We start from the raw sequence: 12,403 nt of genomic DNA, 5'->3' as shown, positions 1-12,403 counted from the left end.
ACTTTTTAAAACCGCTGCCTAGACAGCGGATGCGTATTCTAGCGATAAACGCGTGGGTGTCAACCTTTTAATCGCGTTGCTTCACCAACTAATTTCGGGAAGTACTCAAGTGGCAAATATTTACTCAATGCCATGAGCTTTTCACCTAAACTTTCGTAGCTGTTGGTGGTGACATTAATGTGACCCATTTTACGCTTTTCACGCACAGACTTTCCGTACCAGTTAAGGTGGCTACCATCAATACTGAGAAGGTCTCTTGAGAAGCTGCTGCAACCGATGATATTAACCATGGCGCTTGGACCAATAGCTGAAGTATCGCCTAGCGGCAAACCACAAACAGCGCGTAGATGATTCTCGAACTGACTTGTGACCGCACCAGACTGACTCCAATGGCCAGAATTGTGCACACGAGGGGCTAGTTCATTCACTAATAGCCTGTTGCCTACTTGGAATAATTCCACGGCAAGTACGCCCACATAATCCATCCCTTCTGCCAGCTTCACGAATATGTCGTGCGCTTGCGTTTGCAACGCTTCATCGACATGTGTTGCCGGCGCAACAGATACATGCAGTTGGCCTTGATGATGTAAGTTTTCAGCAAGTGGATAGGTTCTAACATCGCCATTCGCATTGCGCACGCCAATAAGCGATAGCTCTCTATCGAAATCCACCATTTTTTCAACAACAAGCGGAACGGTTTCTAAGTCTAACCCTTGAAGAGAATTTTTCAGCGCTGGCAAATCGGCTTCATCACTTAGTCGCCACTGACCGTAACCGTCGTATCCATCACGACTTGCTTTAAGAATAAGCTTAGAACCAAGCTGCTTAATGCAATCATCTAGCTGAGCAAGGTCTGTCACAATCTGATGTTCGCAATTCGCCACCTGCATGCTTTCAAGTAACTTTTTTTCGCGAACGCGGTCTGCGCCGACAAGAATACTGTCAATATTGGGCATCAACTTATTCGTCTTAGCCGCATCTTCGAGCAGTCTTTCAGGCACATGCTCAAACTCTACCGTCAACGCGTCTGCATCTTCTAGCGCTTGAGCAAGCGATAAATCGAGTGGTGTTTTGCTAACTGGATGTACAACGGAATCGTTGTTTACGTCCACAGCTTGAACTTCAATACCTAGTGGACTTCCCGCTAGGTACATCATTTGAGCAAGTTGGCCTGCGCCGTAAACGACTACTCTCATTCATCTAACTCCAATGTGTTGCTTGACGCTAGAACGGTTTCGGTTTGAGATTTTCTAAAAGCAATAACCGCATCACGTACACTTTCTTCTTGAAGTGCAACTACTTGCGCTGCCAGAAGACCTGCATTAGCGGCTCCCGCCTCACCGATAGCCAATGTACCTACCGCAACGCCCTTGGGCATTTGAACAATTGAGAGAAGTGAATCTAACCCATTTAATGCTTTTGATTTAACTGGGCACCCGAACACAGGTAAATGCGTATGTGCGGCAATCATGCCCGGTAAGTGAGCTGCGCCACCTGCGCCAGCAATGATTGCGCTGAAACCTTCATCAGCAGCATTTTCTGCAAACTCTACTAGCAAGTTAGGTGTGCGATGCGCCGACACCACCTTCGCTTCAAATTCAACACCAAACGACTTCAGCATCTTTGCGGCCTGCTGCATAGTAGGCCAGTCTGAAGTTGAACCCATTACAATCGCGACTTTTGCCATCTAGAGATCCTCGAGGTAGGTAAAATGGTCAACCTTGGAAAGCCGGCGATTGTAGCCTAAAACAGTTTAAAATCCCACCGCAAATACCGCCAAACAAAGTGTCAGCAGCAAAACGCCAACATGAGTTTAAAACTCGTTTAGGTGATCTTTCACGGTGAGGGAGCCCGTATTAACTATAATTAATTTATACGCTTAAACTAGCCTGAATTGCACGGGTTAAGAAGGTCGCCAACCTTTTTTTGAACTTAGTAGCAAGGCATTAGAGGTTATTAATGACAGATAAGCATGAAAACGATGTACTCGATGATGTTATCGAAGAAGTACAAGATGTGGTATCTGATTTCCTGAATAGAGAAGCTGCGCCTGGCATTTTGCTTATGGGGGCTACGCTTTTGGCGCTTATTATCGCCAATTCTCCTTTAGATTTTATGTACGACAAGCTAATTAGTATGCCTGTACAGATTTCAGCGGGAAGTTGGGCTATCGATAAACCCCTGTTGCTCTGGATAAACGATGGCTTTATGGCCATCTTCTTTTTCCATGTTGGCTTAGAGCTTAAACGGGAAGTATGTGAAGGTGAATTAGCAAACCCAAAAGATATAATTTTACCCGCTGCGGGAGCCATTGGTGGAATGGCGCTGCCGGCGCTCATTTATGTAGGCATAAATTATGACAACCCGGTCGCGATAGCAGGCTGGGCAATCCCTGCTGCAACAGATATCGCCTTTGCGCTAGGCATTCTCGCGTTGTTAGGTAGTCGGGTGCCTACCAGTCTTAAGGTATTTCTTGTAACCCTTGCGATTATAGATGACATCGGTGCTATCATTATCATCGCGCTATTCTACACCGAGAATATAACCACTGGAGCGCTCGCTATTGCGGCGGGATGTTTGCTGTTGCTGTGGCAGATGAATAAACGAAATGTTGTCGACATTCCAGCATATGTCCTTGTTGGCATTGTTTTGTGGGTTGCTATGCTTAAGTCTGGCGTACACGCTACCCTTGCTGGTGTCGTGCTGGCCGCTTTCATTCCTATGCGAGACCAGAAAGATGAATCATACTCTCCTGTCACCCGACTGGAACACGGCCTTAACGGCTCAGTGAGCTTCGCAATACTCCCATTATTTGCATTTGCCAACGCTGGGATCAGTTTTGGCAACATTAGCCCAGAGGGTATTTTTCACCCCGTCACGTTCGGAATCTTTTTGGGGCTAGTCATCGGGAAACAAATAGGCGTCTTTGGCTTCTGTTATTTGATGGTAAAACTTAACCTAGCTAAACTGCCGGCGGACCTTAATTTTAAGCACATTTATGGCTGCGCTTTGCTCTGCGGGGTAGGCTTCACTATGAGTTTATTTATTGGTGGTCTTGCCTTCGCACAAACAGGCATAAACCAAATCTTTGACGAACGTGTAGGGATTCTGGCAGGCTCTCTGGTATCAGCATTACTCGGCTATGTTGTGCTTCGCTTAGTGAGTGAAACACCGGATGGTGACAACACTGATGTTGCCTCAAACGCGAGCAAGCTGACTGGAAATACAGTCAAATAGTACCTGTTTACGAATAGGTTTGCTCAGATGCGCATTCATGCCTGCTGCTAAGCAGGCATTTTTGTCTTCAGCAAACACATTTGCAGTTAGCGCGATAATAATGAGGCTGTCTTTGTTTCTGCCTTCTCGCCTAATAATTTCAGCGGCGGCATACCCATCCATTATCGGCATCTGACAATCCATTAAAATGACATCAAAGTCGTGCTTGCGCTCTGCAATTACGGTGTCCTCACCGTTTCTTGTTCTAATGCATTTGACCTTTGAAGCCTTTAGCATATCCATCACTATCTCTGCGTTGATATCATTGTCCTCGGCAAGGAGTATCCGCAAGCCAGGCGGTAGCGCAACCGGAGTTGCTTCGCTATTCTTTAGCGTGCTGCTTAGGTCCATTTCTCCTACCGAAGCAGGCATGACTAGCTTGAAGCTCGTTCCCTTGCCTATTTCACTTTCAACGTCCAGTTGTCCGTTCAGCAACTCAACCAGCCCCTTTGTTATAGGCAAGCCTAACCCCGTTCCACCAAAGTGCCTTGTTGTGCTCGCATCAGCTTGCTCGAATTGCTCAAAAATAAGGTCTAGCTTCTCTGGAGGGATGCCAATTCCGGTGTCGGTAACGGCAATATTAAGCGCATTACTTCCGTAACTCACGCTTACCAATACCTCACCTTCACGGGTAAATTTGATGGCATTACTTAACAAATTATTAAGAATTTGGCTTAGCTTGCCAGCATCGAGGTTAAGCACGGCCGGCACATAATTTTCTATTTGCAGCTGAATGTCGTATCCCTTTGCAGCTGCTGTCGAGCGATAAAGCTCGCAGGATGCGTCGAGTAGCTCACGCAACACACAGCTTTGTATATCAATTTGCATCTTACCTGAGTCGATCTTCGACCAGTCTAATATGCTATCTAGAATCATTAACAAGTTGGCTGCCGAGCGTGAAATCACTTGAGCGCGGGCGCGGACATGTTCAGGCAAATCACTATCAAGCATAAGCTCGCATGATCCAATAATGCCGTTCATCGGTGTTCTTATTTCATGACTCATATTCGCAAGAAATTGAGTTTTGGCTACGTTAGCAGCCTCAGCCCTTTTAAGCGCGTATTCTAAGTGCTCCGTTTTTTCCGTTATTCGCGATTCTAACGATTGATTTAGCTCTCCGAGCTCAACGTTTAACATTTGCTCTGCTTTTCTTGCATCTTTAAGCTCAGCAAATGCCCCCCTAAGACGAGACTCTAAACTCATAAACTCATCGCTTAATGACGAGAGTTCTTGGATGTGAAGTGCGCGCTGAGGCGCTTCAGCAATGTCTTTATTCGACGGGTCAAAATCGGCGATGTAACGAACAAGACGGCGAATAGGGGCGCCCACCATTTTGGCCACGACGTACCCAGTGAATGTCCCAAACGCGGAGAGAGCCAAGAGCAACAACAAATCTTTTAGTAAGTAGTTGCTCATTGATATGAGTAACAATCGTTTGTCGAAGTAATAGCTCACTCTCCAATTGGCGAATGACATATTTTCAGTGAGCCTTAACCACGTTTTCCCCTGCACACCGTTTTCAATTTCAACACCGCATTGAGGTTCACAGGCGTAAACGGGTCCTTTGGATAAAGGCTTTAAATCAAGGGCTTGAGATGCATAGATAACATCACCTTTTTGATCTTCAATAAGCATTGCAAAGCCGTTTAAGCTTAAACGGTCAATAGCGGCAAAGCTTTTTAGAGAAAGCGACCCCTCTACAATTCCTTTTGGTAAGCCCTCTTTATCCAAAATTGGCGCCGATAACGCCACAATAGGATCGTTGCCAAACCCTCTTCCCTGAAACACATTAGATAAATATGTCTTACCCGATTGCATCACTTCGTAAAAATAAGGCCGATAAGCAACATTAGGCACGCCGTTTCGGTGTGCTTTTTCGAGCATGCCAGAAGGGTAAGCATGGGTTATATCGCCGCTTTTATCCGCGATAAGAAACGTCAAAAATTCGGGGTTGTGAGACGCCAGAACCTCAAGTGAGGTAGACGCCGCATCATCGAAGCTTGCTTCCACTGCATCACTGGAAAGAAGTTGAGCAGTACTGGTGACTGCGTTTTGATGCTGTTTGATAAAGTTAGAGAGTTGGAACGCTAACACATTGACCCGCTGGGCCATGTAATTACGAATTTGTTGTTCTTGTTGATGCTGAAATAAGCTTACGGACAGATAGATTACTGCCATTGAAGCCACAAAGAAGCAGCCGGAAAAAAAGTAGCTAAATAGGAAGTGAAGCGTCACTCGTTGGGATTCACCGGATGTTTGCCGCTTTAATCCATGAATTGCTAAATAAGCAAAGTGACCCGTTATCAAACCAAATACACCGCTTACCCACGTTACCAGTACGCCGGAAAACAACATATTTACGTTGTCGCCATTATGCAATGAATGTTCAAGCAGTAATATCGGTAAAAAGACAATAGACCAGAAGCCTGCCCCAATTTTTATTACTTGCTTGAGTGATTTGTTATACCCGAAAAAACTGATTACGATGGGCAATAAAGTAAGGCTTTCTTTACCTACAATACTGCCGTGTTCTAGCCATAGTGGAATGCTAATGATTAGCGCAAGAGGAATTGAAAAAACAGGTGGGAATCGAAGTGAAGCGTAAACCGCAACGCCCACTCCAAAGACGGCTATGCCTGCACTGTCAAAAGGCGCAGCAAAGCTATTTATTCCGTAACCAAGTACGCAGGCAACTACAGCCTGTAGGGCCAGAGACCATGACAAAGAGTGTGAATTGATACTACCTGATTTCAACGCATGCCTCCGGCCATTGCACTCAGTGTTGAGCCATGTAGTCTAACGTAAAATTGGTTAGTAGCTTAACGCCTAACTTCATTCCCGCATCATCGACATAAAACTCTGGGGTATGGTGTGCAGGGCTGTCTTTCTCAGATACATCGAGAGGCTTCCCCCCTACCCACACGTACAAGCCGGGTACTTGTTCTTGAAAGAAAGAAAAGTCCTCTGCGCCTGTAACGGGCTTAGAAAGTAAGGTATTTTCTGCACCAGCGGTGCGCTGCATTGTTGGTAACATTGCCTGCGTCAATTCTGGGTCGTTATAAGTGATGGGATAAGAATAGTCTAACGGCAAAGTAAGTTCTGCCTCAGCCCCCATACTCTCTGCTATCGCTTTTACTTTACGAGGAAGCGATTCATAGATGTGTTCTCGGGCTGCCTTGTTAAGCGTTCGTATTGTCCCGACCATTTCTACTTCATTGGGAATAATGTTTGAGCGGTTACCGCCATGAATAGAGCCTATAGAAACTACAGCGGCGTCATCAATGAGTTTTAGCTCACGGCTTACAATGGTTTGAATTGACATGATCATTTGCGCGGCAGTCACTACCGGGTCCACACTCTTCCAAGGATAAGCACCGTGCGCTTGTTTACCGTGTATCACAATTTTAAACGGATCAACCGCCGCCATAGTACCACCCGCGTTGTAACGCACTTTACCCACGTCGGTATTGGCATTAATGTGAAGACCAAAGATAGCATCCACGTCTGGATTTTTAAGCACCCCTTCGGCGACCATCACTTCAGCGCCACCCTTTTCCCCTGCTGGCGCACCTTCTTCGGCTGGCTGGAATATAAATTTCACTTTACCTTTTAACTCACCTTTCATGTCAGTGAGTATTTTTGCTGCCCCCATTAGCATGGCCATGTGTGTATCGTGACCACAAGCGTGCATCACTGGGACCTCTTTGCCGTTATATTCACCCACTTGGGTAGAACGGTAACTTAAATCATTTTGTTCTTTAACTGGAAGCCCGTCCATATCGGCACGAAGGGCAACAACGGGGCCTGGATTTCCAGAGTCTAAGATGGCCACAACGCCTGTTTTAGCTACGCCCGTTTGTACATCTAACCCCAAACTTTTAAGATAGTTAGCAACATACTCTGCGGTTTTGAATTCTCGATTTGATAGCTCTGGAAATTCATGGAAGTGATGACGCCATTTGATAACGTCAGGCTCTACTTTATCGGCCAGCTCATCAACATTAATTTGGCTGGTTGCGTTCGCAGACGCACAAACCAACCCAACAAAAGCAAGTGACAACAATTTACGATGCATAATTATTTCCTTTGGTGTTTTTAGACAGAGTAATTCATCTACAGAAAGAAGACACCACTGAAATTATTATTGTTGGGACAAATAGAGCGTTGAAACTACCCGATTCAATAGATTGAAGATATTAGCCGAAAGTATAATTAATGAGGTTTTTTGAAATCGTTCAATAAAAAAGGCGCCTGTTGGCGCCTTCTACTTAATTATCAATTAATTGCTTAGCTCTTTTGTCTACGCATAGCATCGAAAAACTCATTATTAGTCTTTGTCATTGACAGTTTGCTAATGAGGAAGTCCATGGCGTCAATCTCTGACATTTCATGAACAATTTTGCGTAGGATCCACATTTTCTGTAGCTCGTCTTGTGTGGTAAGTAATTCTTCACGACGCGTGCCAGAGCGGTTGAAGTCGATAGCTGGGAAGACACGCTTTTCCGCAATTTTGCGGTTCAGGTGTAGTTCCATGTTACCTGTACCTTTGAACTCTTCGTAGATAACTTCATCCATTTTAGAGCCGGTATCGATAAGCGCTGTAGCGATAATCGTTAAGCTACCGCCTTCTTCAACGTTACGTGCAGCACCGAAGAAGCGCTTAGGCTTGTGAAGGGCATTTGCATCAACACCACCGGTAAGTACTTTCCCTGATGAAGGAATAACCGTGTTATAAGCGCGGGCTAAACGGGTAATCGAGTCAAGAAGAATAACTACGTCCTTTTTGTGCTCAACTAAGCGCTTCGCCTTTTCAATAACCATTTCGGCAACTTGTACGTGACGGCTCGCTGGTTCATCAAACGTTGATGCAACCACTTCACCTTGAACAAGGCGATGCATCTCGGTAACTTCTTCAGGACGCTCGTCAATAAGCAATACCATCAGCTCACAGTCTGGGTGATTCGCTGCAATCGACTGGGCAATGTTTTGAAGGAGAAGGGTCTTACCTGCTTTAGGTGGCGCGACGATAAGACCGCGCTGGCCTTTACCGATTGGAGACGCCAAGTCAAGAACACGCGCCGTAATATCTTCTGTTGAACCGTTACCACGCTCCATACGCAAACGGTCTGCAGCATGTAGAGGAGTAAGGTTTTCAAAGAGGATTTTATTACGAGAGTTTTCAGGTTTGTCGAAGTTTACTTCACGGATTTTTAAAAGGGCGAAGTAACGTTCACTGTCTTTAGGAGGACGTATTTTTCCTGCAATCGTATCACCGGTGCGCAGGTTAAAGCGTCGGATTTGGCTTGGCGACACGTAGATGTCGTCAGGACCTGCTAGATACGATGAATCAGCTGAGCGTAGAAAGCCGAAACCGTCCTGTAAAATTTCTAGTACCCCGTCCCCAAAGATGTCTTCACCGCTTTTTGCGTGCGTCTTTAAGATCGAGAAAATGATGTCTTGTTTTCTGGCGCGTGCCATGTTTTCCAGGCCCATTTCCTCGGCCAGGTTAACCAACTCGCTTATTGGTTTGTTCTTTAATTCAGTTAAATTCATACTGGTGGGTCTTTGTGCTTGAACTTCGCTTACAGGACTTATTGTCACTCTGTTCTAGTTTAGATTTGATATCACCCGGATATGGGCGTAAGCAGAATGCTGCTCGGATGAGCGCTGAAGAAAAGTTAGCACTATATTTAGACAACGTCCAGCGTTTTACTACCGAAATGTTAAATAAATTGCAACTCTTTCTCCTAGAATGGAGCTTTGGGACCTGTGACTTGAATAAAAACCGGCACTTATTAGCACCGGTTTTTATTATTTTCAATTAAAGATTTTCGTTTAGAAACTCTGTTAATTGTGCTTTTGATAAGGCACCAACTTTCGTTGCAGCAACATTACCATTTTTGAAAAGAAGCAATGTAGGAATACCACGAATACCATATTTAGGTGGAGTTTCGTTATTTTCATCGACATTCAACTTGCCAACTGTTAACTTGCCTTCAAACTCGTTCGCAACTTCTTCTAAGATTGGTGCGATCATTTTACACGGGCCACACCATTCGGCCCAGAAGTCAACCAGTACAGGACCTTCAGCATTGATAACATCTGCTTCGAATTTATCGTCAGATAACTGGATAATTTTGTCGCTCATTCTTTTCTCCATTATTGGTCTGTCGCTGATTTGTCTCAGCCCGACCATAAGTGTTATATAGAAACTGTTTTTTAATGCAAGCACTGATAAGCTATAAGCTATGCCTACTCACTTAACTGATACTCATTTTTCCGACCTGCCGATTAACGGCAAGGTTGTTGACGCCTTAACGGCAGCTAATTTTTCACATTGTACACCAATTCAAGCACTTGCACTGCCTCCATTATTAGAAGGACACGACATTGCAGGTCAGGCTCAAACAGGAACCGGTAAAACTATTGCCTTTTTGGTGGCTACATTTCACTATTTGCTAAGCAAAGCAGAAAATGTAGACAACAGCAAATCAAATGGCCCGCGCGCTATCATTATGGCGCCAACCAGAGAACTCGCCGTTCAAATTTACAACGACGCCAAGCTCCTTAGTGAGCACACCGGATTGTCGCTTGGTTTGATTTATGGGGGCGAAGGTTACCAAAGTCAACGTGAAACTTTGGAAGAAGGGGTGGATATTATTATCGGCACGACAGGACGCATTCTGGACTATTATAAACAGAACGTGTTTACACTGAAAAATATTCAGGTTGCCGTGCTAGATGAAGCCGATCGAATGTTCGATTTAGGTTTTATCAAAGATATTCGTTTCTTATTCCGTCGTATGCCACCTGCGAGCGAACGCTTAAGTATGCTGTTTTCAGCTACCCTTAGCTATCGCGTGCAAGAGCTGGCTTATGAACACATGAATAATCCAACTCACGTTCAAGTGGCACCCGAACAAACCACCGCTACCCGTGTATCGCAAGAATTGTTCTACCCTTCTGACGATGACAAAATGTTGCTGCTTCTCACTCTTATCGAAGAAGAGTGGCCAGAAAAAGCAATTGTCTTTGCCAACACTAAGAGCAGCTGTGAAAAAGTCACTGACTGGTTAACTGCTGATGGCCACCGCGTGGGCTTACTCAGCGGTGATGTTCCGCAGAAGAAACGCTTGGGAATACTTGAAGACTTCACTAAGGGTAACCTGGATATTTTGGTTGCGACAGATGTTGCGGCTAGAGGTCTTCACATCGACGCCGTTACCCATGTTTTTAACTACGATCTTCCTGATGACGCCGAAGATTATGTACACCGTATAGGTCGTACAGGGCGTGCGGGACAAAGCGGTATCGCAATTAGTTTTGCTTGCGAAAAATATGCGCTTAATTTACCTGCAATTGAACAATACATTAACCAGACTATACCTGTGACTGATTATGATCGCGGTGCGCTTCTTGAAGATATTACGCCGCCAAAACCGCGTAGAAGACGTGCACCAAGTAATCGTAACACATCGCGTCGCGGGAATACTCGAGGCCGTGGAAAGCCCCAAAATCGAAACAATAGGGCGTAATAACAGATCGCAATCGTAAGGCATAAGGTATTTAATTAGAATCGAGATATTATGCAGGCAGAACTCCAGCACAATGCACAAACCTACGGTGAGTATTATGCAGCCGTAGACTTAGGCTCTAACAGTTTTCACATGGTTATTGTTCATGTCGTTAATGGTAGTGTGCAAATAATAGGGAAGATTAAACAGAAGGTGCGTCTAGCTGCGGGGTTAGACAATGATTTAGCACTTGATGACGTTAGTATGGAACGCGGCTGGCAGTGCCTGCAGGTATTTTCGGAACGCCTGCAAGACATCCCCCCTTCAAACATCAAAATAGTGGCAACCGCTACATTGAGGCTTGCCACTAATGCCCATTTGTTTATTACCAAAGCGGAAGAAATTCTAAACCATAAGCTAGAAGTAATAAGTGGTGAGGAAGAAGCTCGGCAAATTTATCTTGGCGTAGCTTATACTTCAGCGAACCAAGGAAATAGCTTGGTTATTGATATTGGTGGCGCCAGCACTGAAATTATTATTGGTAACGACATGCAGCCTATCCACCTGAAAAGTTTGGATATGGGATGCGTGACGTTCATGGAGCGCTATTTCACCGGCGGTGAGATATCAAAAGAGTGCTTTGAAAACGCTAAATCTGCCGCACATGCATTGATAGCGCACGTGTCTGATGCGTTTTTGTGTTTCGATTGGGAGAACTGCCTCGGCGCGTCAGGTACGCCTCAAGCAATCACTGAAATTTTAGTGGCTCAGGGTATCAGCGACGCTATTCGCTTAGACTACCTCTATCACCTAGAGAAGCAATGCATCGATTGTGGTGATATTAAGTCACTTAATATTGACGGTCTTGAAGACAGCAGAAAAGCTATTTTTCCATCAGGGCTTGCTATCCTTATTAGCTTATTTGAAGCGTTACATATTGAACACATGAATATTTCTGGTGGCGCGCTTCGTGAAGGGCTTATTTATGGCATGCTAGACAACGTGACCGAGAACGATCGTCGTCAGCAAACCATTAATCAAACTAAGCAGCGCTATCACATCGACAAAAGCCATGCGGATTCGGTACGGCATGTTGCTATTAACTTGTGTCACCAGCTATGTGCTCAACAAAATATCTGCCATTTAGATACAGAGACTATTTTAGGGGCTGCCGCTCAGCTTCACGAGATAGGCCTTCACATCGAATATAAGCGTCATCATGAGCACGGTGAGTATATACTTACTTACATTGACTTGCCCGGTTTTACGCGACTTCAACGAGCCGCCATAAGAGATTTAGTTGCTCAGCATCGCCTGACAATGGGTGTCGAGGCTTTTGATAAGTACCACGAAGATTACCGACCTATGTTGAAAGGGCTGCTGCGGGTTTTACGCATCGCAGTTGTGTTGTGTTTACGACGTCAAAACAAGCATATTCCAGAAGTAAGTCTGGCATGTGAAGATAGTAAGTGGACACTAACATTCCCCGAAGGTTGGCTTAAGGCGCACCCGTTAATTAATGCAGAGTTAGCGAATGAGTGTTGGCTTCAGCACAAAGCTGGCTTTGAGCTAGTTTGTAAGTAATCACTATAGCTTTAGTGACAAGAAGAAAG

General features: G+C 45.0%; 9 protein-coding genes. 3 read left to right on the top strand and 6 right to left on the bottom strand.

Annotated features, from left to right (window positions below; genetic code table 11):
• Positions 1–59: 59 nt before the first annotated feature.
• Both GVO62_RS13760 and purE read right to left on the bottom strand, forming a co-directional pair.
• Positions 60–1,196: a 5-(carboxyamino)imidazole ribonucleotide synthase gene (locus GVO62_RS13760; RefSeq protein ID WP_159119716.1), complete on the bottom strand. Its 1,137-nt coding sequence runs from the start codon at positions 1,194–1,196 to the stop codon at positions 60–62.
• Positions 1,193–1,687: a 5-(carboxyamino)imidazole ribonucleotide mutase gene (purE, locus tag GVO62_RS13755; RefSeq protein WP_105930481.1), complete on the bottom strand. Its 495-nt coding sequence runs from the start codon at positions 1,685–1,687 to the stop codon at positions 1,193–1,195. Before purE ends, GVO62_RS13760 begins: the two co-directional genes overlap by 4 nt.
• Positions 1,688–1,959: 272 nt before the next feature.
• Here purE and nhaA point away from each other — a divergent pair, with 272 nt between their 5' ends.
• Entirely contained in the window at positions 1,960–3,237 is a 1,278-nt protein-coding gene (gene nhaA / locus GVO62_RS13750; protein ID WP_159119715.1) for a Na+/H+ antiporter NhaA, read from the top strand.
• On the opposite strand, the gene GVO62_RS13745 is transcribed toward nhaA, so the two are convergent.
• The 4 genes from GVO62_RS13745 to trxA form a co-directional block, all read right to left on the bottom strand.
• Positions 3,199–6,030: an ATP-binding protein gene (locus GVO62_RS13745; RefSeq protein WP_159119714.1), complete on the bottom strand. Its 2,832-nt coding sequence runs from the start codon at positions 6,028–6,030 to the stop codon at positions 3,199–3,201. The genes nhaA and GVO62_RS13745 overlap by 39 nt on opposite strands.
• A gap of 22 nt (positions 6,031–6,052) precedes the next feature.
• The gene (locus GVO62_RS13740; protein ID WP_120963412.1) at positions 6,053–7,351 is read right to left on the bottom strand and encodes an amidohydrolase; all 1,299 of its coding nucleotides are present in this window, start codon (positions 7,349–7,351) and stop codon (positions 6,053–6,055) included.
• A 212-nt stretch (positions 7,352–7,563) separates the two neighbouring features.
• Positions 7,564–8,829, bottom strand: coding sequence for a transcription termination factor Rho (gene rho, locus GVO62_RS13735; protein WP_105930485.1), 1,266 nt, complete (start codon positions 8,827–8,829; stop codon positions 7,564–7,566).
• Between the two features lie 268 nt (positions 8,830–9,097).
• Positions 9,098–9,424 (bottom strand): thioredoxin TrxA, encoded by a 327-nt coding sequence (gene trxA, locus GVO62_RS13730; protein WP_044055842.1) that lies wholly within the window; start codon positions 9,422–9,424, stop codon positions 9,098–9,100.
• Positions 9,425–9,524: 100 nt separating this feature from the next.
• Here trxA and rhlB point away from each other — a divergent pair, with 100 nt between their 5' ends.
• On the top strand, positions 9,525–10,811 hold the full coding sequence (gene rhlB, locus GVO62_RS13725) for an ATP-dependent RNA helicase RhlB (RefSeq protein WP_159119713.1): 1,287 nt from the start codon (positions 9,525–9,527) through the stop codon (positions 10,809–10,811).
• Positions 10,812–10,862: 51 nt separating this feature from the next.
• Positions 10,863–12,374: a Ppx/GppA phosphatase family protein gene (locus GVO62_RS13720; protein ID WP_159119712.1), complete on the top strand. Its 1,512-nt coding sequence runs from the start codon at positions 10,863–10,865 to the stop codon at positions 12,372–12,374.
• The last annotated feature ends 29 nt before the right edge of the window (positions 12,375–12,403 follow it).

It is taken from the genome of Alteromonas sp. KUL150 (assembly GCF_009811475.1).
GTDB classification, from domain to species: domain Bacteria; phylum Pseudomonadota; class Gammaproteobacteria; order Enterobacterales; family Alteromonadaceae; genus Alteromonas; species Alteromonas gracilis.
Note: the sequence above shows the minus strand (reverse complement) of the source record. Positions and strands in the feature narration are given on the sequence as shown.